Origin of the sequence: Gracilibacillus lacisalsi DSM 19029, from assembly GCF_000377765.1 — a bacterium.
Taxonomy (GTDB): Bacteria; Bacillota; Bacilli; order Bacillales; family Amphibacillaceae; genus Gracilibacillus; species Gracilibacillus lacisalsi.
Genome location: NZ_KB898666.1, coordinates 229,702 through 252,686, shown reverse-complemented (window position 1 = coordinate 252,686; position 22,985 = coordinate 229,702). Strand labels below are relative to the sequence as shown.

Annotated in this window: 21 protein-coding genes; 14 read left to right on the top strand and 7 right to left on the bottom strand. The window is 37.9% G+C overall.

The genetic code is table 11. From position 1 onward, the window contains the following. The first annotated feature begins 147 nt into the window (after positions 1-147). From D569_RS0109725 to D569_RS0109710, 4 genes are all read left to right on the top strand, one after another. The gene (locus tag D569_RS0109725; protein ID WP_018932229.1) at positions 148-1,134 is read left to right on the top strand and encodes a LacI family DNA-binding transcriptional regulator; all 987 of its coding nucleotides are present in this window, start codon (positions 148-150) and stop codon (positions 1,132-1,134) included. A 148-nt stretch (positions 1,135-1,282) separates the two neighbouring features. Further along, positions 1,283-2,617, top strand: a complete 1,335-nt coding sequence (locus D569_RS0109720) for an ABC transporter substrate-binding protein (protein WP_018932228.1) — start codon at positions 1,283-1,285, stop codon at positions 2,615-2,617. A gap of 113 nt (positions 2,618-2,730) precedes the next feature. Next, positions 2,731-4,044 carry a carbohydrate ABC transporter permease gene (locus D569_RS0109715; protein WP_018932227.1) on the top strand — a complete coding sequence of 438 codons (1,314 nt, stop codon included), beginning with the start codon at positions 2,731-2,733 and terminating at the stop codon, positions 4,042-4,044. Between the two features lie 15 nt (positions 4,045-4,059). Then, positions 4,060-4,881, top strand: a complete 822-nt coding sequence (locus D569_RS0109710) for a carbohydrate ABC transporter permease (protein ID WP_018932226.1) — start codon at positions 4,060-4,062, stop codon at positions 4,879-4,881. A 16-nt stretch (positions 4,882-4,897) separates the two neighbouring features. Here D569_RS0109710 and D569_RS0109705 read toward each other — a convergent pair whose 3' ends face one another. Beyond that, on the bottom strand, positions 4,898-6,340 hold the full coding sequence (locus D569_RS0109705; RefSeq protein ID WP_018932225.1) for an amidase: 1,443 nt from the start codon (positions 6,338-6,340) through the stop codon (positions 4,898-4,900). A 113-nt stretch (positions 6,341-6,453) separates the two neighbouring features. On the opposite strand from D569_RS0109705, the gene D569_RS0109700 reads away from it, so the two are divergent. From D569_RS0109700 to D569_RS0109685, 4 genes are all read left to right on the top strand, one after another. After that, the gene (locus D569_RS0109700) at positions 6,454-6,885 is read left to right on the top strand and encodes a VOC family protein (RefSeq protein ID WP_018932224.1); all 432 of its coding nucleotides are present in this window, start codon (positions 6,454-6,456) and stop codon (positions 6,883-6,885) included. After that, positions 6,885-7,667: a DNA alkylation repair protein gene (locus D569_RS0109695; RefSeq protein WP_018932223.1), complete on the top strand. Its 783-nt coding sequence runs from the start codon at positions 6,885-6,887 to the stop codon at positions 7,665-7,667. Before D569_RS0109700 ends, D569_RS0109695 begins: the two co-directional genes overlap by 1 nt. A 13-nt stretch (positions 7,668-7,680) precedes the next feature. Continuing rightward, the gene (locus D569_RS0109690; RefSeq protein WP_018932222.1) at positions 7,681-8,265 is read left to right on the top strand and encodes a TetR/AcrR family transcriptional regulator; all 585 of its coding nucleotides are present in this window, start codon (positions 7,681-7,683) and stop codon (positions 8,263-8,265) included. Between the two features lie 83 nt (positions 8,266-8,348). Further along, positions 8,349-8,897 (top strand): DUF7010 family protein, encoded by a 549-nt coding sequence (locus tag D569_RS0109685; protein ID WP_018932221.1) that lies wholly within the window; start codon positions 8,349-8,351, stop codon positions 8,895-8,897. A 43-nt stretch (positions 8,898-8,940) separates the two neighbouring features. On the opposite strand, the gene D569_RS0109680 is transcribed toward D569_RS0109685, so the two are convergent. From D569_RS0109680 to D569_RS0109665, 4 genes are all read right to left on the bottom strand, one after another. Then, positions 8,941-12,138, bottom strand: coding sequence for a DEAD/DEAH box helicase (locus D569_RS0109680; protein ID WP_018932220.1), 3,198 nt, complete (start codon positions 12,136-12,138; stop codon positions 8,941-8,943). Positions 12,139-12,392: 254 nt separating this feature from the next. Beyond that, entirely contained in the window at positions 12,393-12,803 is a 411-nt protein-coding gene (locus D569_RS0109675) for a VOC family protein (RefSeq protein ID WP_018932219.1), read from the bottom strand. Between the two features lie 42 nt (positions 12,804-12,845). Beyond that, complete coding sequence (gene opuFB / locus D569_RS0109670) at positions 12,846-14,357, bottom strand: osmoprotectant update ABC transporter permease/substrate-binding subunit OpuFB (protein ID WP_018932218.1); 1,512 nt, start codon at positions 14,355-14,357, stop codon at positions 12,846-12,848. Then, positions 14,350-15,303, bottom strand: coding sequence for an ABC transporter ATP-binding protein (locus tag D569_RS0109665; protein ID WP_018932217.1), 954 nt, complete (start codon positions 15,301-15,303; stop codon positions 14,350-14,352). The genes opuFB and D569_RS0109665 overlap by 8 nt, the downstream gene beginning before the upstream one ends. A 486-nt stretch (positions 15,304-15,789) precedes the next feature. Between D569_RS0109665 and D569_RS0109660 the strand changes: the two genes are divergently transcribed. The 5 genes from D569_RS0109660 (at position 15,790) to D569_RS0109640 (ending at position 20,526) form a co-directional block, all read left to right on the top strand. Then, positions 15,790-16,269: a DinB family protein gene (locus D569_RS0109660; protein WP_018932216.1), complete on the top strand. Its 480-nt coding sequence runs from the start codon at positions 15,790-15,792 to the stop codon at positions 16,267-16,269. Between the two features lie 157 nt (positions 16,270-16,426). Further along, positions 16,427-17,620 carry an MFS transporter gene (locus tag D569_RS0109655; protein ID WP_018932215.1) on the top strand — a complete coding sequence of 398 codons (1,194 nt, stop codon included), beginning with the start codon at positions 16,427-16,429 and terminating at the stop codon, positions 17,618-17,620. Positions 17,621-17,738: 118 nt separating this feature from the next. Next, positions 17,739-18,284 carry an NfeD family membrane protein gene (locus D569_RS0109650; RefSeq protein ID WP_083939023.1) on the top strand — a complete coding sequence of 182 codons (546 nt, stop codon included), beginning with the start codon at positions 17,739-17,741 and terminating at the stop codon, positions 18,282-18,284. 14 nt (positions 18,285-18,298) lie between these two features. Beyond that, on the top strand, positions 18,299-19,750 hold the full coding sequence (locus D569_RS0109645) for a flotillin lipid rafts scaffold protein FloT (RefSeq protein WP_018932213.1): 1,452 nt from the start codon (positions 18,299-18,301) through the stop codon (positions 19,748-19,750). 329 nt (positions 19,751-20,079) lie between these two features. Then, positions 20,080-20,526: a DUF1801 domain-containing protein gene (locus D569_RS0109640; protein ID WP_018932212.1), complete on the top strand. Its 447-nt coding sequence runs from the start codon at positions 20,080-20,082 to the stop codon at positions 20,524-20,526. On the opposite strand, the gene D569_RS0109635 is transcribed toward D569_RS0109640, so the two are convergent. Then, complete coding sequence (locus D569_RS0109635) at positions 20,523-21,473, bottom strand: sodium:calcium antiporter (RefSeq protein WP_018932211.1); 951 nt, start codon at positions 21,471-21,473, stop codon at positions 20,523-20,525. The genes D569_RS0109640 and D569_RS0109635 overlap by 4 nt on opposite strands. Before the next feature lie 144 nt (positions 21,474-21,617). Here D569_RS0109635 and D569_RS0109630 point away from each other — a divergent pair, with 144 nt between their 5' ends. Then, positions 21,618-22,112 (top strand): metal-dependent hydrolase, encoded by a 495-nt coding sequence (locus tag D569_RS0109630; protein WP_018932210.1) that lies wholly within the window; start codon positions 21,618-21,620, stop codon positions 22,110-22,112. Here the strand turns inward: D569_RS0109630 and D569_RS0109625 are convergent. Further along, positions 22,084-22,803 carry a MurR/RpiR family transcriptional regulator gene (locus tag D569_RS0109625; RefSeq protein WP_018932209.1) on the bottom strand — a complete coding sequence of 240 codons (720 nt, stop codon included), beginning with the start codon at positions 22,801-22,803 and terminating at the stop codon, positions 22,084-22,086. The genes D569_RS0109630 and D569_RS0109625 overlap by 29 nt on opposite strands. Positions 22,804-22,985: the final 182 nt, after the last annotated feature.

Sequence of the window (22,985 nt, the reverse complement as noted above, 5' to 3'; positions counted from 1 at the left end):
GAGTTTGACTTTATATTTCCCTATATTATAATGTTATCAAATATGTAATGGATTACATTTTGATAGATAATCAAGGTCCGTATATGGTGAATTCTTCATTTTTAATTTATATGGTGCCCTTCATGATGTTAGAAAGGAGGTAGTATTGTGCCTACTATACAAGACGTGGCAAAAAAAGCTGGTGTTTCAGTTGCGACCGTTTCACGGGTTTTGAATACCCCGTCTGCGGTGACAGAAAAAACGAGACAAAAAGTTCAGGATGCAATGCAGGAATTAGATTATGCCCCTAGCATTTTAGGTCGAAATCTCAGGAATTCTGAAAGTAGAATGTTGCTTGTTTTGATACCGAAGATATCAAACCCTTTCTATTTGCGAATAGTTGAAGGAATAGAAGAGACTGCACTAGATCACGGGTATAATATATTAGTCTGTCAAACCCATTCTAAAACGGAAAGAGAAAGTGTCTATTTTGATCTATTAAAAAATCGGTTAGCAGATGGTGCTATAACTATGGATCCTACGATAGATAAGGATAAACTCGTACAGCTAGCTAGACAATTTCCGATTGTACAATGTAGTGAGTATGATAAAGATAAAAGTTTATCTTATATTACGATTGATAGTGAGTTGGCAGCATACCAGATGACAAAATTCCTCTTAAAACAAGGACATAAGCGAATTGTCCTAATCAATAGTGATGAAAAATTTCTTTACGCTCGTGAACGAAAGAAAGGCTTCCATAGAGCATTAAAAGAATTTGATATAGAATTTGAGGATGATTGGATTTATAAAACAAATGATGTGACGTTTGAAGCAGGTCAACAGGCGATGAGGTCACTGTTGAGTCATAAGACAGGAAAGTTTACCGCAGTTTTTGCTGTATCCGATGTATTAGCTATCGGTGCGTTAAAGGAATTAAATACGCAAGGGGTCCACGTTCCCGATGAGATGGCGATCGTTGGTTTCGATAAAATTGACTTTACCAATATGACATTCCCAAGATTAACAACGGTTGCGCAACCAATGTATAAAATGGGAAGTATAGCAGTAGATATGTTAATAAAGAAAATTCGAGGCGAGGAAATAGAAGATGTCATATTAGACCATGAATTAATTATAAGAGAATCTACCTAAAGGGTTATGAGTATCTTTTTCCACCGATTAAATTAAGATAATTTATTTATGTAAGTCATTGACTTGTATATACAGTTCATATAAAATCAAAAATGTAATCGATTTCAATTATAAATGGAATCGAAATTCTACATTAGGGGGTTCTGTTATGGAACAGGTGAAGAGGTTTTTGTTAGTAGGTATTATCTTAGTATTGGCTATATTTGTTACAGCATGTAATGGTGACAATACATCTGAAACAAATAATACAGAAGGTACATCTGATGAAGAAACAAACAGTGAAGAAAATGAAAGCGCTTCAGAAGATGAGGAAGTTACCATCGTTTATGCACGTGGTGTAGATACGACAGGAGCGATTGACTTAGTAATTGAAGCTTTCGAAGAGAAACATCCCCATATTAACGTAGAACTAAGAGAAATGCCGGCAGATACAGGGCAATCACATGATCAATATGTAACCATGTTCAGTTCACAAAGTGCTGAAGTGGATGTATTTGATGCAGATGTTATCTGGCCAGCAGAATTTGCACAAGCAAACTATGCATTAGAATTAGATCGTTTCATTGAAAGAGATAGCATTGATATGGATGCCTATTTCCCAGGTACTGTTCAAGCAGCAAACTTTAATGGCAAGCAATGGGCAATGCCAAAATTCACAGATGCTGGTATGCTTTACTATCGTACTGATATTGTAGAGGAAGCACCCGAAACTTGGGATGAATTGATAGAGCAGGCGAATGAGTTACAGGGAGAAGAAGATACAGAATTTGGCTACTTAATGCAAGCAGCACAATATGAAGGGTTAGTATGTAACTATATTGAATTTATTGCATCCTATGGTGGCCAAGTTATTGATGATGACAATAATGTAGTTGTAAACAGTCCTGAGACGGTTAAAGGGCTAGAAAAATTAACGGAAGTTGTTAATTCAGATTTCGTTCCTGACAATATTTTAAACTTTATGGAAACAGAAACAGAGAACGCTTGGATTGCTGGGGATGCAGTATTTGCTCGTAACTGGCCATATTTACAAGCATCATCCAATGACGAGGATCGTTCCTCTATTGTTGGTAATGTTGATATTGCACCTCTTCCAGCAGGTGACGAAGGTCATGCAGCCACTTTAGGAGGCTGGATGGGTATGATTAACCGTTATTCAGAACATCCAGAAGAAGCTTGGGAATTCTTAAAGTTTATGACTGGTGAGGAAGGGCAGAAAATTATTGCTGTCCATGGGGGGCGCGCACCAACTTTGGAAGCGCTTTATGACGATCCGGAAGTACAAGAAGCGGGCCCGTTATTTGCAAATCCTGAATTTGTGAATGTTTTACAATCTGCGGTTCCACGTCCTGTTTCGCCAATTTACCCAGAGATTTCAGATATCATGCAAATTGAAATATCTAAAGTATTAACTGGAGATCAATCAGCAGAGGAAGCTGCAGAAAATATGCAAACCAAAATTGAGGAAGCAATGGGAGACTAATTTGTATCAATTGGAACTAAAAAAAGCAAGATGGGCATATGTAACTCATCTTGCTTTTTCTTTCAAGTACATCTTTCGAAAGGTGTATTTGATAGAAGGGGAGGGAAGGTAAAGTGAAAAAATTTCAACTTAACGAAAAGCAGCTAGGTTATGCGATGATTTTACCATCGTTACTACTTGTTATCGTTGTCACTTTATGGCCGGTTGCACAGTCCTTTTATAACAGTCTATTTGATTACCGCTTAAATGACCCAACAAGGTCACAAAAAATGTTAAACGCTAATATTGATTTAGAGCGGTATGTTGACAATTACTTTTATATCGAGGGTCAGCTTAGTGATCTAGAAGGTAATGCAGAAGGAGATCAATTAGAAGTAGTTCAACAAGCAAGGGAAACAATTGAAGGTTATCATCAGGAATTAACAACTGATGGAGAAATTAATGCAAAGATTGAACAAATAGATGAAATGTTGATGAACTTTGAGCCTATATCAGACGCTGAGCTCAAATATACCGAGGTAGACAATGATTTTGCTTCAGATTATCGGAGTGCTCTCGAGAATATATCAGCGGAGTTCCAATCAATAGCGGAAGCTACTGACAATGAACAGTTAGCACAAAGCTTCGAACAAACTGGGTCATTGCTTGCAGGGACAAGTGACAACATTTTAGAATCGAATTTTATTGGTTTTGCGAATTATATTAAATATTTCCAAGACCAACGTATGTGGCAATCTTTATGGAACACGTTTTATTTTACTGTTGTCTCTGTTGGATTTGAACTTGTCTTAGGTTTAGCAATTGCCTTACTGATTAACCGTGCTTTTAAGGGAAGGGGAATCGTGCGAGCTTCCGTATTAATCCCATGGGCAATACCGACAGCGGTTGCCGCCATGATGTGGGGGTTCTTATATGATGGTCAAACAGGGATTGTTGCCCACTATTTTGAGAAATTAAACATGATACCGAGTGCTTCATGGCTATTAAGCACTTCTGATGGTGGTATGTTTGCCATTATATTTGCGGATGTTTGGAAAACAACACCATATATGGCGTTATTATTACTTGCTGGGTTGCAAACGATTCCAAATGCCTTGTATGAAGCTAGTAATGTCGATGGTGCAAATAAATGGCAACAATTCTTTAAGATTACACTGCCCTTACTAAAATCAGCAATTTTAGTTGCTTTGTTGTTTAGAACATTAGATGCGTTTCGAGTTTTTGACTTAATTTATGTGTTAACTGGTGGTGGACCTGCGAATGCTACAGAATCGATATCTGTTTATGCATATATCACCTTGTTCTCACAACAGAATTTTGGAGCGGGTTCCGTGCTATCTGTTATTGTATTCCTATGTGTAGCATTAATTAGCTTTATCTATGTCCGGTTAATTGGTTCCGATTTATTCGCAGGACGTACGAAATAGAAGGGGGTACGAAAGATGAGTAAACGAGCCGGTATTGGATTTTATATATTTTTAGCCATTTTTGTTTTTTTAGTGATGTTTCCATTTATATGGGTGTTTTTAACTTCGATCAAACCTGTAGGTGAAATTTTCACTTCATTCAGTTGGTTTACCAAAAGTCCGACACTATCTTCTTATGAAGCTGCATTGACGAATCGACCGTTATTGCGTTATATGTTAAACAGTTTTGTAGTTTCTAGTTTAACTACTGTATTAGCAGTCGGTTGTGCAGCGTTTGCAGCATATGCTGTTACAAGGTTGCCAATTAAAGGGAAAGGGATATTTTTAGGAGTTGTACTTGCAGCGTCAATGTTTCCGCAGATTGCGATTATATCACCCATTTTTAATTTGGTGACGGATTTAGGATTACGCAACAGCTATATCGGATTAGTCATCCCTTATATTACCATCAGTTTACCGTTATCGATCTGGGTACTTTCTACTTTTTTTCACAAGATTCCGTTCGAATTAGAAGAATCTGCAAAATTAGATGGTGCCAGTCCATTTCAAACGTTTCGTAAAATTATCTTTCCTTTAGCGACACCAGGTATATTTACGACAGCGATCTTAGTTTTTATTGCCGCTTGGAATGAGTATCTATTTGCCTTAACCATTAATAGTGATGATATATGGAGAACTGTTCCAGTAGGAATATCCATGTATCAAAGTGAATTTTCTATTCCATGGGGCGATATTTCTGCAGCAACGGTTATCGTAACGGTACCGATCGTTATCTTAGTACTACTATTCCAAAAGCGGATCGTATCTGGTTTAACTTCTGGATCTGTTAAGGAGTAAAAGTTAGGGGAGGTGGTCACCTCCCTCCTAATACGTTATCACTAATATTTTGATAGTTGTGAAACCATGGTTTTTCTTGTTCAATCTGGGAAGCAAGCTGGAGCAATAACTGATCTTCACCAAGTCTGCCAAAGAAGTGCGTGCCAACGGGTAGTCCATCATTTGTCCAATGGGTTGGGACACTCATTGCTGGTTGTCCTGTTGCATTGGCGATTGGCATAAATGGGTTGTAGTCTAACATGTTATCCATCATTTGTTGAAATCCATCTTTTGCTGGATCTGTATCTTTTCCAAGTTTTGTTGGCAATTGATTCATAGTCGGCGTCATCCATACATCTACGTCTTGGAAAAAAGCTAAGATTTTTTGGGCTTCCTTTTGGATGTATACTCGGGATTCCTCATATTCTAACGCTGATAAGTCTTGGCCATATTTTAAAATGTCATAGGTTAAAGGTTCTAGGTTTTGGTAAGAAGGTTCATGGCCGACCATTAATCCAGTATGCTTAATAATAGTAGACCCACTCCCCATCCAAATTTTAATAAAATGTTTGGCTAGTTCTGGGAAATCGATTACTGGCATTTCCTCGACTACTTCATGCCCCAACTCCTTCATAAGTTGTACGGTGTTCTCCATGTTTTTTCTAGTTTCCATATCAAAATCAATCGTCTCATCTGTTTGATATTGAACAGCAATCTTCAGTTTTCTTGGTGTATCATGGACATGTTCTAAAAAGTTGCCCTGTGGAGCAAAAGCTGGATATAGTTGATGATCTCCAGCACCATTTAGAATATCTAATAATGCTGCGCTATCTCTAACAGAACGAGTAAGAGCGTGATTGATAGAAAAATGATTCATATAAGCAGGATAAGGCATTCTTCCGCGACTTGGCTTAAAACCAAACAATCCACAGGCAGAAGCAGGAATTCGAATCGATCCACCACCATCATTAGCATGTGCAAAAGGAATTAATCCAGCTGCAACAGCTGCTGCAGAACCACCGCTTGATCCTCCAGGTGAGCGCTCTAAATCCCACGGGTTTTTGGTTGCTCCAAATAATAGAGGTTCTGTCGTAGGTAGAAAACCCAATTCAGGTGTATTTGTTTTTCCTAGAAAAATAAGTCCAGCATGTTCAAAACGATCAACGTTCACATCATTGTCTGGAGCGATAAAATCCTTTAACATTCGCGATCCGCTAGTTTGTCTAATTCCTTTTACCGCATTTAAATCTTTTATTAAAAAAGGAAGTCCTTTAACCTTACCTTTCGTTGTTGTCATTTTTTTTGCTTGCTCCCGTCCTAGCTCAAAACTTTTTGTGACTACCGCATTCAAAGTTGGATTATATGTTTCAATTCGATCGATATAAAAATCAGTTAATTCTAGGACAGATAATTCATTTTGATCGAGCAACGTCTTTTGCCCTAAGGCATCGAGTTGAAGCAAATCAGTAAAAGCATTCATACATCCATCATTCTCCTTTATCACTAACAATTATAAACAGTATAACATATTATTTAACATACGTACTGTTTGTATGTTAAAATAAATTCAAAATTAAAAGAGGAGTGAGAATCATGAAATTAAGCAGTTTTTATCCGGTGTTGATGACAGAAAAGGTAAAGGAAACAGGGGGATTTTATCAAAATTTTTTTGGTTTCTCTGTCGTGTTTGAAGCTGATTGGTACATGAGTTTGAAACAGGAGGAGACGGGTGCTGAATTGGCAATCCTTCAAGCTAGCCATGAAACAGTCCCATCTTCGTTTGGTAAGTCCGTACAAGGTTTGATCCTTAATTTTGAGGTGGTCGATGTGGATCAAGTGTATCAGAAACTGATCAAAGAACATCGACTTCCTTTACACCTTACATTACGTGATGAGGCATTTGGGCAAAGACATTTTATTACAAGTGATCCAAATGGTGTTTTAATTGATGTGATCACTGTCATTCCACTTGATGAATCGTTTCAAGATCAATATAGAGAAGAAGTATGGAAGGATGAAGTGTAATGGGCAATTATGTCCCTTTAAAATATTACTTTGATCGGGAATTGGCCCTTCGTTTAACGGAATTAATTCACCCGTTTTATCTTGGCTTTGACCAAAATGCCTTTATAGAGTTAGTAACCAAAGAGGTAGCGAATAAAGAGTTGAAAGATAGAGTGGAGGTATTCGCGGATGCGTTGAAACAAAATCTCCCATCAGACTATCCGCAAGCTATAGCTATCTTACTAAAGATTATTGGACCAGAAAATAAAACAGAAAAAGGAATGTTTACCAACGGATATTTCTTAATGCCGGTAGCCTATTTTGTTGAAAAGTATGGGCTGGAGTATTTTGATCATTCCTTCCATGCGATGTATGAAATAACAAAACGACATACAGCTGAATATGCGATCCGTCCATATCTAATAGCAGATATCAATTCTTCTATGACCTATCTACAAGATTGGATAACAGATCCGAACCCACATGTGAGGCGGTTAGTGAGTGAAGGAACACGTCCAAGACTGCCATGGGCTAAAAAGATACCGCCACTGAAGAATGATCTTGAAAACAATTTATCTTTGCTTGAAAGCTTGCTTCATGATACTTCTCCTTATGTGCAAAAATCAGTAGCCAATCATCTGAATGATTTAACGAAGGAATCTCCGGAACAAGTTTTAGTATGGTTGGATCAGCTGATGAAAGCCAATCATCATGTGAATCGAAAAATAATTAAAAATGGGTTGAGAACTCTGATAAAATTAGAACATGAGCATGCGCTAGAGTTATTGCGAAAAGTAGAGTAAGGAGCGGAACAGCATGAGAAGAACCAAATTAGAAACGGAACAGACGATAGACAACTTGATCAAAATTGCCCGATATCACTTTACAGAGTATGGCTATGCAAAAGCAGCGTTGGAAGAGATAGTTAAAGAAGCGAATTTAACTCGAGGGGCACTATACCACCATTTTCAAAATAAAAAAGGACTTTTTCTTGCTGTTTTTGAAACTGTTCAAAAGGAAGTTGGGGAACATGTAGAAGCAGAAGCGGCAAGAGCTAATGACAGCTGGGGGCAGCTAATCCGTGGTTGTCGAGCTTTTTTGGAAGGGGCAGTGCAATCCCACAATCAACGCATCCTTTTGATAGATGGACCGGCCGTTTTAGGCTGGGATATGTTTCGGAAAATGGACGAAAAATACTCGATGAGTTCTTTGAAAGAACAATTACAGTTGATGCAGGAACAAGGATTACTAAAGCCGGTTTCGATTGAGGCGATGACACATTGCTTATCAGGAGCAATGAATGAAGCGGTGTTATGGATAGCTAATCGACTGGATCAAAAAGAGGTAATAGAAGAAGCAATGGTTGTTCTGAAGCATTTGCTGGAAGGATTAAGGGAGTGAGACTTCTTTACGTGTTAGAATAATGATAATCAACGAGATTTTTATACACCACGTTTAAGTCTAAAATGGTGGAGGTTAGTAAATTGAATATACTTGAATTGAAGCAAGATGCTTCTGTTAAAGGGAAAAATGGGATTGCTTTTATTATTGCGGCAACGATTATCTGGTCTGCTATAACGATTGTTTACTTGTTAGCGCTACCGCTGGAGACGAAGAATGTGATCTTATTATTTCTGCCTGCCTGTCTTTTTCCGCTTGCACTTGCTGTTTCTGCTTTGATCAAAGCGGATTGGAAGTTAGCTGATAATCCATTAGGAATGCTTGGATTGTTTTTGAACCTTGCGCAACTTATCTATTTTCCGATGATTATCTGGGCATTTATCCAAAGTCCTGAACAAATGGTAGTCTTTTTTGCAATTATAACAGGTGCACACTTTTTCCCTTATGGCTGGTTTTATGAAGCCAAGCCTTATTATATCTTTGCTCCTATTATTTCGGTTTCAATTATGGTAGCAGGCTGGACGATACAAGTAAATCATTTATGGATCATATCGCTTATGATGGTCATTTTTCTTAGTATTCTAGCTCTCTTATTATATGGGGACTATCAACGAAAGGTGAAAAGTAACTAGAATGGAGAGGGACAAACACTATGTCCCCTCAACCCTATTCTCGCTACAATGACAATATTTCACGAATATCTTCTTCCGTTAATGTGGAAGATGCTTTTTCCTTCGAATCAATGATCTCTTCTATAAGGGATCTTTTTTGTTCTTGCAAATCATTCATTTTCTCTTCGATTGTGCCACGGGCAACAAGCTTGATGACCTGTACGGCACTCGTTTGACCGATACGATGGGCACGGTCAGCCGCTTGTTCTTCCACAGCAGGGTTCCACCAAGTGTCATATAAAATGACCGTATCAGCACCAGTCAGATTAAGACCTGTTCCGCCTGCTTTCATTGAAATGAGAAACAAATCGCATTCACCAGCATTGAACTGATTACATCGTTCAACACGTTCTTCTGACGGAGTTTGTCCATCCAAATACAAAAAGGACTTTCCCTGAATGGCTAGATCTCTACCTATCAATTCAAGCATTTTCGTGAACTGTGAGAAAATCAATACTCTTCTTCCAGCTAGCCTGGATTCCTCTAGAATCTGTTTTAGCTGTTCAAATTTAGCAGAACTCCCTTTGTACCCATCTACAAACAAGGCAGGATGACAACAGATTTGTCGTAACCGTGTCAGGCCAGCAAGGATTTTGATCCGATTTTTCCGTAATGTGTCTTTGTCTAGATGCTTTAATGTATCGTGACGAAGCTTTGCCAAATAGGCGGCATAAAGCTTTTTTTGATCTGGTAGCAGTTCAACAGATTCCCTTGATTCGATTTTTTCTGGCAGCTCGGAGAGGACATCTTCTTTTACCCTGCGAAGTAAAAAGGGTCTGCTCCTCCGAGCAATCTGTGTTCTCGTGAGATTACTATACTCCTTCAATCCTTGAAATAGTTCTGGAAAGACGACATGGAAAATCGACCATAGTTCCTCCTGATTATTCTCTACCGGTGTACCAGTTAGGGCGAAACGATTATCAGCCTGTATCTTCTTTACTGCCTGTGCTGTTTGTGTAACGGGGTTTTTAAAGGCTTGTGCCTCATCAAAGAAGACAGTGTGAAAGGTTTGTTTCTTATACCAGTCTATATCCATTCGTAACAACTGATAGGAAGTAATGACAACGTCCATTTCCAATGCACTTGTTTGTCTCTTGGCCCGCTTCGTTCTATTTCCATCAACAATAGCCACTTGAATGTCTGGTGCGAATTTCCTGATCTCACTTTGCCAGTTATACACTAAGGAAGATGGACAAACAATCAGAGTAGGGAGTTTCTTCTTACGGATAGTAGGAAGCTCAGACAAAATAAATGTGATACTTTGTAATGTTTTGCCAAGTCCCATATCATCTGCAAGAATTCCACCAAATCCGTGACTAGCAAGTGTCTTTAGCCATTTGTAGCCGAGTGTCTGATAATCTCGTAATATTGGCTCTAAACTATTTGGCAATGTAAATGACTGATTATCAGGATTTTCGATATTGTGCAGGAACTGCCGAAACGATTGTTCAAATGTGAACACCTGATCATCAGTGGAGTCTAGTAGCTGCATTCCCTTAATGACTGGTACATGTAGTCCACTTACCAAGTCGTCTTTGTCCTGACTTGGAGCAGCACTCCTTAAAAAACGTTGCAGCTCTTCAAACTCTCTTGTTTCCAATGACAATAAGGATCCGTCCCGCAAACGATAGTACTTTTGCTTTTCCTCCAAAGCCGATAATATGTCGCGTATCTCTTGGTCAGGGATGCCATCCATTTCAAATTTGAATTCCAACCAGTTGGTTCGTTCCTTTTGGATCTTTACTTTAATCTTTGGTCGCGGATTCTCTTTGAATATCCTGTTTCGCACAGCAGTTGTAGCATATACTTGTGCTATTTTTTGTATCTTCGGGAGCATATGGTATAAAAAGTCATATTCTAGAGCTTCGTTATGCAAGAAGTATCCACTATCTGTCTTGGCGAACTGACTGTCATCCATCATTTGCAGTATGGCATTTTCCTTTTCCTCATCTCTTATCAAAATCGATGCTGTTTCGATTTGTTCATCATCCAATGGATTGATCAAAATATTTCCATAATGAAACTCCACCCCAGCAAGCAGTCGATTTCTCACTCGATCCAAGTATAACTTTGTAATTAAAGGATTCTGCTTCAGTTGATTGGTGACAGCACCATGTAAGTGGACTTGACCTAATCTTTTCAATATAGGTAGTCCTTTTTCTATGAAAAATTCTGTTTGTTTTGGCGGAATCCGGATTTGATTGGTTTTAGAAGTATCTAGTATCTGAATAAGTTCAGAAAGGTAGTGAAAATCCTCCGCCTTTATCTGTATGAAATGGTCATCAAACAGTAGCGCTTGATAAGCATTTAACATAACGAGCTGATCTCGTCCTTTAACGGTGAGTAGAGAATCTTGATTGTCAGTTTTAGTAAAGGAAATCGATAATGGCAAGGTGACATGATCAGAAAAGTAGAGTTTGTCTATCCTTTTCTCCCCATTTGCTAACTTTACAACTGGTGCTTTAGTGAGTAAGGGCACAAGTCGTTGCCAGGGAGATGGTGGAATAACTAATAGCTGATCTATGTTATATGCAAATTTATCTATTAACCGATCATAACCATATGCTGTTTCGTCATTCATCACTTGAATCAGTTGTTGGATAATGTCGTCTGTATCAGTTGAAAAACAATGCAATTCTGGATTGTAAGTGAATGAACTAGTTAGCTGATAGTTACCGTGTTCTTTCACCTGCTTCAGAAAGGCGCGGATATTGGTAACTTTAGTAGTACCAACTTCAATTTCTATTCCAAACAGGAATTGTCCCTGATTATTGGTAATAAGTTTGCATGTGAAAGCTAATGGAAGTACTTGGCGGCTTTCAAATCGTGGCTGTTGGGCACTAGGACGGACTCGGCGATTTTCTAATAGAGTCATTAGTCCTTCTGAAATTTCTGAACTAGACGAAGAGCGTGATTCTCTTGGTGAATGTTCAGATATCGCCAGTAAAACAGCCGCTACATGCTGACAGTCATTTTTGACAGAAGCTAATGTAGGACAGCTACATGTTGTACTTATACGGCCACTTTCATCCTGTTCAACTGTGACATGGAAATTTTCTTTTCCGGCTACGATTGCCTCGCAACGATGAGCAGTGAAAGTCTCAAGATATACTTTATTCGAACGATAAAAGGAAAGTCCTTTTTTGAAGGAAATTTTACCACTGGCCTCTTCAATTTTTTTGTGACTCCATTTTATATTCATATGATGCGTTCTCGCCTTCTATCAAGACACATGTCATGTCCATTTAGTATTTGTTCAATATTTTAATCACTGTGCTAACCGTCTGTAAAAACCTTCACTTCAAGTTTCAAGTCTAAGTGGGGGATAACAGACGCTAACATCCACTATTAATCAGTGGAGATCAAAACCCCCACTGATCATAGTCTCACTTTATCATTATTCTAGTAACGAACGGAACATAAATGTTGGGACTAGGAGATATGTAATATCCTTGTTTAAGGATAATCACAATATTCGATAATAGTTCCTTCTGTATCAGCAGGGTTTAAGTAAATTAATCGTCTGCCGTGTTTGTTGACTCGTCTAGTGTGCTCCATCACGCGAATGTCTTCTTTCTTTAAATTCTCAATTGCTATATCTAAGTTATCCACGCGATATGCGATATGGTGAACACCTTTTCCTTTCTGCTTAATGAAACGAGCAATAGGAGAGGTTGTATTATTGGTTGGCATCAATAATTCTGTACGAGCACCCTCGATATCGATGATCGCAATTTCACTCTCAACACCAGTGGCTTCACTACGATAGCGATCAACCAATTCTCCACCTAAGACATGTATATAAAAATCGATACTGCCTTCCAGATCTCTAACTGCAATCCCAATGTGATCTAATACTTTTTTCATAACAATCACCTTTCACAACTATTTCCACCAATTGTAACATGATTATAACCCTTCTTCTTCTAAGTAAGATTTTGCTACTTCATATGCACTCTTTCCTTCGACGGCTACTTGGTAGTTCATTTCACGCATTTGATCATCGGTAATTTTCCCCGCGAGTTGGTTAAGTATTTCCTCTAGTTCAGGATAACGATCCAGTGTTTCTTGTCTTAGTAGTGGTGCCCCTTGATAAGGTGGAAAAAGCCCTTTGTCATCCTCCAACACTTGTAATTGGTATCTCCTTAATTCACTGTCCGTAGAATAAGCATCAATTAGATTGACATCACCTTCTTCGATCGCTGCATATCGAAGTTGAGGTTCCATCGTGGTAACGTTAGGGAAGTTTATTCCATAGAGTTCCTGAATTCCTAAATAGCCATCTTCTCGATCAGAGAACTCGAGCGTAAACCCTGCCTGCACCTCATTTTCTAGTCCTTGCAAATCAGAAATAGTCTCTAAATGATGTTGTTCGGCAAATTCCTCTGGTACTGCTAATGTGTATGTATTGTTATATTGCATAGGCTGTAAGAATTTTAGGTCATCCTTTTCTAATAATCCATCACGTGCTTGATGATATACCTCTTCTGCATCATTACTTGAGGCTGTCTCATTTAAAAATTGCGATAATGCTGTTCCCGTAAATTCCGGATAAATATCAATGCTTCCTGATTGCAATGCGTCAAACAAAAAGGAAGTCTTGCCTAGTCCGGGTTCTAATTCCACCTGCAGATCTGTTTCTTCTTTAATTAATATTTTGTATATATTAATTAATATTTCCGGTTCAGCCCCTAGCTTTCCACCAATGACAATGGTATCTTGATTATTTTTCATTACATTCGGCACAATGATAAATAGTAAAGAGATGATGATAATTAGAATGATCGTCACGATGGATTGTTTGAAAGAAAATTTCTCCATCTTCCTTAATAAAAAGTCAAAAACAATGGCTAAAAGTGCAGCAGGTATTGCACCTAAGATAATAAGTGATGTGTTATTGCGATCGATTCCTAGCAAAATGATATCTCCTAAACCACCTGCTCCTATTAAAGCAGCAAGTGTCGCTGTACCGACGATTAAGACCATGGCTGTTCTGATCCCAGCCATAATGACTGGCATTGCGAGGGGGAGTTCTACTTTCATCAGTCTTTTTGATGGATTCATTCCCATTGCTGTTGCAGCTTCGATTAAGGAACTATCTACTTCTTTAATACCTGTATACGTGTTGCGCAAGATTGGTAACAACGCATAAATGATTAATGCGATGATTGCCGGTACTTTGCCGATTCCGAATAAAGGGATGAAAAGGCCTAGTAAAGCTAAGGAAGGTATGGTTTGTAAAACGGCGGTAGTTCCAATGATAGCTTCTGCAATTTTTTCCTTTTTGGTCAAGTAGATACCGATAGGAATTGAAATGAATACAGCGAACAATAAGGCAATGAACGAGATTTGGATATGTTCCAATAATGCTTGCCATAATTGGCCTTGTCTACTTTGAAACACGTCATAGAAATCAGACATATTCTCCCCGCCCTTCTTTTAAAGAGGAGGATAAGTATTGTACCAATGTTTGTCGATTTACTTGTCCAACTGTTTTCCCCTTTGATGTAACGTAAATGGTTTCTTCCTTGGATAACATATCTAAAACTTCTTCAAGGGAAGCGGAGGCGTCAATTGTCATAGCCGGTTTTCCATCACTTGCAGGTTGCATCATATCGTTTAAATGAAAAGTGGAACTAATGCTGTTAGTAGAACCTATAAAGTCACGGACAAAATCATTGACAGGATTAGTCAGGATTTCTTTTGGACTACCAAGCTGCACGATTTTCCCTTCTTTCATGATGCAGATTCTGTCTGCAAGCTTAAGTGCTTCTTGGATATCATGGGTAACAAATACAATCGTTTTATTGATTTTTTGTTGTAAATCGATGATATCTTCTTGCAATTTTTCTCTGCTGATTGGATCTAATGCACTAAATGGTTCATCCATTAGGATAATATCTGGATCTGCCGCTAAGGCGCGAATAACTCCCACTCGCTGTTGCTCGCCACCTGAAAGTTCATGTGGCTGACGGTCGCGATATGTATCAGGGTCAAGGCCGACCATTTGTAATAATTCATTTGTACGTTTTTTAACGTCATCCCTGTCCCATTTTTTCATTTCTGGAACAATTGCAATATTTTCTTCGATGGTCATGTGTGGAAAAAGTGCAATTTGCTGCAAAACATAACCAATATTCCACCTTAGTTCATGGATGTTGTAATCACTGATTCTTTTATTATCAATTAAAATGGTTCCAGTGGAAAGTGGAATAAGACGATTCATCATTTTAAGCGTAGTGGTTTTTCCACAGCCGCTCGGTCCAATCAGTACAAAAAATTCCCCTTTCTCAATAGAGAAGCTCATGTTGTCTACAGCAGTCGTACCATCAGTAAATTGCTTGGTAACATTTTCAAATGTGATCATACGAATAAAACCCCTTCATTATGCTTTGTAATAATAGTATTTTGCTCTTTATTTGGATAGATGCGAAACTAATATGCTTTCTTGACTAACATTGATTCACCGAACCCTCATAACAGAAACGTTTGTTCTCCATTATATCATAATCATCATTTTGGGGTGAAATATTTCAAAAATGGCAATGGTCCGATAATGAAGGTGGCACATGCCGTCCCCTGTTCGAAGGCGATAAAATAAAAGCTGCTATTAATGAAAAGTATGCGAAACTCTAATAGAAAGAGAACAACATTAGCCAGTGTGTAATGTTGATGTGGATATTTCGGCATATATCCTATAGAATGGGGTTGAATATAATTCTTGTTTTTCTATATATTGTAAGGTGACTGGCTTTTTGGTAGATTGCTATGCTTCCTGGATACTTTGCACGGCTGTTACGGTGAAGGACAAAACCGTTACATCATAAAAAACGTAAGAAAGGTGATGAATTGGATGGATGAGCTTTTGAAACAGTTGCAATTTGCAAGAAAAAGTACCATTGATTATGTTAAACAGTTGGAAGAAAGACGGTTAGAGGTCATGCCTAAAGGATTTAATAATCATATTAAATGGAACTTGGGTCATCTCTATGTTGCTTTTGAAAACATTGTTTTTCGATTGACTGGCGAAAATGCGAAGTTTCCGATAAATTTCCCAGAATTATTTAGCCCTGGTACTTCACCAAAACAATGGACAATGGAAGCACCGGAAACAACAGAGTTAATTACTTTATTGGAGGGTCAGTTGGAAAGGCTTGCTTCATTGCAAGCAAAAAGTTTAGATGAGGCTATTCCGGAAGTGTATACCACTTCAACAGGTGCAAAATTTTTAACGGTTGGAGATTGTGTAAGCTTTATCATTTATCATGAGGGTATGCATTTTGGAATCATTAAAAGCATGAATCAAGTTTTACAAGAAGGCGAATCGAACTAGTTAAATAATAGAGTTCGCGTGATATCTCCACGTGAACTCTTTGTTCTAAGTAAAGAAAGGCTTCGATTCAACAAGGGAGGGTGAAGATTTGTTGAATAAACCAAAATAATCGACAAAACCAACTAGGATGAACAAATCTGTTACTTTGGGGGATACTATGAAGCGGTTACTATGGATTGCTTGCTTTACCTATTTGTTAATAGGACTAACACATATTATTATAGGTTCTTTGCTAACGGAAATTTTGGACTATTATAACCGGAATTATACAGATGGTGGTATTTTAATAGCCTGTCAATCAGTTGGTTTTCTGGCAGGGGTTATTTGCTCGTCTTATATATCAAAATTTTTAGGCCGAAGACGTGCTGTCATATTCGCGATTCTATCGATTGGACTGGCACAAATGGCATTCGTATCACTAATACCATGGACATGGTGGTTGATCATCGCTGTATTTTGTGGGTTAGGATTTGGGATTATCGAGCCATTGGTAGGATCGCTTATTATTGATGCGATTAAAGATAAACCAGCAGTGGCGTTTAGTAGATTAGAAGTTTTCTTTGGGATAGGCTCATTGATTATGCCGATTATATCCGGTTGGTTAGCGTCGACAGAGTTATGGCGTTATTCCTTTTTAGTGTTGGGTTTGTATGCGCTTATTATTTGTGTGATATGGATGAAGGTTTCCTTTGGGTCACTGGATGATAAGTTGATGACAAAATCGATCGAGCAAGAAGAAGATAAGCAGACAGAATCAACGACATTTTTAGGAGGGAAATATCTCCTGTTTATTGGATTTATTCTGTTTTTCCTTATTTATGTCGGAACAGAAGTCAGTATTATGAACTTTCTACCCTCTATTCTTATAAGTAAATTAAACACAGAAACTTTTGCGGCAACGCTAGCCGTCACAATCTTTTGGGGAGCGATGGTTGCAGGACGATTGGGAGCTGGTTACTTAGCAGAAAAAATGAACTATGCTCGGTATTTAATGGTTTGTTGTTTAGGAACAGTCGTTTTTGTTGCGAGTCTAGGTTTTATTTCCAGCTTGTGGCTAGGCTATGTCTTCATTGTCTTGCTCGGGTTAATGATGGCTGGGATATTTGGCATTGCCCTTGTATATGCTAACCAAATGCTTCAGGGAAGTACCGAACGAAATACTAGTATATTGATAGCAGCTGGGGGAGTTGGAGGCATTGTTCTTCCACTGGTAACAGGTAGTATTATGGATCAATTTCCAACAATGATCGTTTCGTTAGTACTTGCAGGGTTATCTCTTTTTATGTTTGCTTTTATTACGTTTACTAAAGGTCAACGATCTGAACAAGCTAGTGAACAGCTTGAAGTTTAAAATCAATAAGAAGTTATATCTGATAAAAAGTAATAAAGCTACATAACTATGTTGTTATTTACTTTTGTGCGAAAAATTGGGAACTTTTTTCCTTTTGATTCGTATATATTAATAAGAAATATCATCAGGAGGTGTACATATTGGAGTACTAGATATTTATTGGTGGATACTATGGGGGAGTTTGGCAGTTGCGATTCTTTCTTTGTTATTAGGTAATGTTTTGGATGGAATCTTAGATAGTGTATTTGATAGTTTAGGAGACTTTTTCAATCCATTACTAGTCTTTGGTACTTTATCTGTTATTGGAGGAGCAGGTGTTTTACTGACTAAATATTCTTCTTTAAACGATATTTATGTCTTACTTATTAGTATATTAATAGGAATAGGAGCATATATACTTATTTACTATTTCCTTGTGATTCCGATGTCGAATGCTGAGTCCTCTACTTCTATATCCATTCATGATCTAGAAGGGAAAGTTGGTGAGGTAATTACTACCATTCCTGCTCAAGGTATGGGAGAAGTATTCATTTCCTCTACAAGCGGTAGTCGCAATGAAACTGCCAAAAGCTTTGACCAAACGATTATTAAGCAAGGACAACAAGTTGTTGTTGTAAAGGTTGAAGATCAGATTTTATATGTTTCAGAACTAGATGAACTTTAATTAGGAGGCTAAGTATGGACTTTTTGATTGTTATAGGTGTCGTCGTTGCAGTTATCCTAGCATTTGCGATTCTATTTGCAGCTCGCTATAAAACAGTAGGCGCAGATGATGCTATGATCGTGACAGGTAGTTTTTTAGGGAGCAAGAACGTACACAGAACAGATGATGGAGGAGGCATTAAGATCGTCCGTGGTGGCGGTGCCTTTATCTTGCCGGTTTTCCAGCAGAAAGAAAACATTAGCTTACGTTCTCATAGTTTAGATATCTCTACACCGAATGTTTACACCGAGAATGGTGTACCAGTAATGGCGGATGGAACTGCGATTATCAAAGTGCAAAGTACCACAGAAGGAATTGCAACAGCAGGGGAGCAATTCCTAGGGAAAGACGATTCCGAACTTCGCAAAGAAGCGCAAGAAGTATTGGAAGGTCATTTGCGAGCAATTTTAGGAACGATGACTGTAGAGGAAATCTACAAAAACCGAGAACGTTTTGCACAAGAGGTACAAACGCAAGCGGCTGTTGATTTAAAGAAAATGGGGCTGCAAATTGTATCGTTCACCATTAAAGATGTGCAAGACGAAAATGGTTATTTGGAAGCACTAGGAAAGCCGCGTATTGCGGAAGTAAAAAGAGACGCCCAAATTGCTGAAGCAAATGCAATGAGAGATGCTCGTATTCAAAAAGCTTCAGCAGAACGCGAAAGTCAAAGTGCAGAGCTATTAAGTGAAACGCAAATTGCCGAATCCACAAAAGAGAAAGAACTCAAAGTAGCAGCTTATAAGCGTGATCAAGACACGGCTAAAGCAGAAGCGGATATGGCTTATAAATTACAAGGAGCAAAATCAGAACAACAAGTTAAACAAGAAGAAATGCAAATCCAATTGGTTGAGAAAAATAAACAAATTGAAATTGACGAAAAAGAAGTACTTCGTAAGCAACGTCAATATGAAGCGGAAATCTCCAAAAAGGCAGAGGCAGAGCGTTATGCGGCTGAACAAAAAGCAGAAGCAGACAAAGTTGCTCGCGTAAAAAATGCCGAAGCAGAAGCTGAACAAATACGCCTGGACGGGGAAGCCGAAGCAGATGCTATCCGTCAAAAAGGTTTAGCAGAGGCAGAAGCGAAAGAAAAAATTGCCGAAGCAATGGAGAAATATGGCGAGGCAGCGATCCTCGAAATGATTATCAACATGCTTCCTGAATTTGCTGGTAAAATTGCTGAACCTGTTCGTTCTATTGACAAGGTAACAGTTGTTGATAATGGAAAAGGCGATGGCGACGGTGCAACGCGAATGAGTAATTATGTAACTAAATTAATGAGCCAATTACCAGAAACATTAAAAGATGTATCTGGTGTTGACTTAAAAGGGATGTTAGATAATGTCGCATCCACTAACGAATCCAAAATCAAGGATAGTTTAGCTAAATCAAAAACAGAAAGTCCAGAAGTAACGAACGGAGAATAAACAAAAAGGGTAGGTTTAAGCCTATCCTTTTATTTATGGAAAGAAAGTATATAACCATCGATATCACAACTTTTACAGATGGAGTTGCCATTTTGAAAGCTAGCTAGTGTAAGTCAACCCGCTACGGCTGACCGTTTCGCTTTCCAAGGGGCATGCTCTTCAGCTAACTTTTGCAGGAGTATATACTCCTGCAAAAGTGGATCTTCAGATCATGCTAATCCCTTAGGAGTCGAAACGGTCGGCCTTCGCTATGTTTTTTCTACAACGAATAATAGAAGAAGCATATTGGGTCTGTGCTATAATAGAAAGAAAAATGAGGAGGAGTATTGATGTCGGAAACTATCATTCAAACATATTTAGAAGATAAAGAAGAAAAATGGCACGAACCGTTTACTAGACTTTATCATGTGATTGATGAGAATATTCCAGATGGTTTTGCACTTGAAATGCAATATGGCATGCCTTCATTCGTTGTTCCGTTGGCAACATTTCCTAAAGGATACCATGTCCAGGAAGGTACACCACTCCCTTTTATAAGTATTGCAGCACAAAAGAAACATCTGGCTGTCTATCATATGGGCATCTATGCTGATGAGGAATTGCTTGACTGGTTTCACCAGGAATATCCTAATCACATGTCTACTAAATTAAATATGGGTAAAAGCTGTATTCGATTTACAAATCCTAAAAAAGTTCCTTTCGAGTTGCTTGGTGAACTATCCACCAAAATAACAGTGGATGAATGGATCGAGATGTATAAAAGTAGGACAGATTAAAACATGATGTAGGTAGCGATAAAATATAGAACAATAGTTGTTAATGATGGTAATGCATAGATGATTACATTTTTGACTATTGGTCGCTGTAATGCATAGATAGTTAAGAAGATCATCATCAGTCCAAGTAAAGCTGTCATTACATTTGATAGGCTTGTCATATTTAAAATCGCACCTTTCTGATGGAAGATGTCTGTAATCACCAGTAGTTGCAGATTATATAGGTTACTACCTAAAATAGCACCAATAGCAAGAGAGTATTTAGCCATCTGAAATGCTGCAAGTACAGTGACTAATTCAGGTAAAGAGGTTGCCGCAGCAATTAAGAAGCTTCCGACAAAACTGGAGTTCATTCCTGTTTGATCAGCAATTTCGTCGCCGGAAATAGTTAAAGTACTACCAGCAAGAAAGACGGTAATCGCAGCTAAGATAAAACGAATGACTCCTTGTTTTAATGTTAAATCAGATGTTACTTCAATATCTTCTTCCTCATGATCGAGTTTCTTCACAACAAATAAATAAAGAATAATCAGTAGATACATCTCGAAACCAATATGAAAAAAGCTAGGAGAGTTGTCCCAAAGAATGGCAATGACTAATAAGGCGGTCATTACAAATCCGGCTTTTGCAACCGGGAGATGTGTGCTTTGTTCTACTCTATTAAATACTCGTTTTTTTCGGTAAATAAGATCAAATACCATTAAAATCAAAATGTTAAACACATTGCTACCTAACATATTTCCAACGGCAATATCGGGATTGTCAATATAGACTGCAGTTAAACTAGTTGTTAATTCAGGCAAACTTGTTGCTCCACCAATTAGAAAGGTCCCTATCATGGCCCCACTTAATGTTGATTTTTGATTAATGACGTCTCCATATTTATTTAATTGAATGGCAGCGAAAATTACTATGATAGCTGCCAGAAAAAATACAATGAATGTCATGACTATCCTCCCTAAAATGATTAAACTACTAAAGATTTTAAACGAATAGCGAACATATATTCTTGATAGAACAGAATCGATATGGTATGATAAATGCCTTCATTACATAATTTTATCCGCAACACGAAAAGGAGATATAATATTATGACAGGAAAAACACATATTATGGGTGGGATCGCAGCAACTACTGTGATGGCCACTTTTACAGATTATGATCCTGCATGGTTTATATTTGCAGGAGCTATAGGGGGATTAATACCAGACATATGTCATGGAGGAAGTAAAATTGGCCGAAAATTTCCACTCCTGTCTAAATTGATTAATACGTTATTTGGTCATCGTACTTTTACGCATAGTCTATTATTTTTACTGTTAGTTGGATTTGTATTATCACTAATAACTAGTAATAGATCATTCATTATAGGTGTCATTATTGGAATGATCAGCCACTTCCTATTAGATTCTATGACAAAGCAAGGAATAAAATTACTTTATCCAGTAAACATTACTGTAAGATTTCCATTCACAACAAAAACCGGTGGTACAGTAGAAACTCTTGTGTTATTAGGGCTGACTTTGCTGACTATTTACTTTGGAAAAGACATTGTCCTTATGGCTTCTTTATTCTCCGTGCCATAGATTCCAAAATATAAACAACAGGCACTTGTGTGGTGACATTGGAATCTTGGAACCATTCTTCTGTAACATAATACGCAAGGTTTACATCTGATATCTTTGCTATTGTAGATAATTTATGATTCGTTATGCTAATAATCTGACTGCCTTCCTGTTTGAGCTGATTAACTTGAGTTACGGTAAAAGGGTTTTCTCCCGACACCGAGAGTACAATGGTTACACTGTTATAGCGAAATTTAGCATGAATCGGATAATGAGGATCTTTGATATAGACTGAAAATTTCCCCATGCTAGAAAAATATCTAGCTCCATATTCTGCTAGAATACCGGAGCTGCCGATCCCGGTGAAAATCACACTGTCAGCTTTTGTTATTAATTTGGCTGCTTTATCCATCTGTTTCTCTAGATCACCGGTTAGTGTCCGTTCGAAGAATTCTGTAATGGAATGCTGAGAACTTTTAATAACTGTCCGTTTATTTTCTTCTAAGTGCATTTTTAGTTTCACCTTAAACTCAGAAAAGCCATCACAATGTATTTTACGACAGAAGCGTAAAATCGTTGCTGTTGATACATGTGTTTCATCCGCTAATTCACGAATTCTCATATAAGCTACTTTTTCACTGTTTTTGGATATATAGTTATACAACGTTAATTCCAATTCATTAAAGGAAGCAATTATTTCATGGGTAAACATGGAGGTAGAATCCCTTCTTCATAAATAGTCTTTCCCTTATTTTAGCATAATCATAGAAAGTGTTACAGGTTGTTACATTAGTGAAACATGTCACGAAAGTTGTTATATACAACAGAAAGATGGAATCATATTTACCTTGCTTATAATCCAAACTATAATGCAAATAGAATTGGATAACAGGA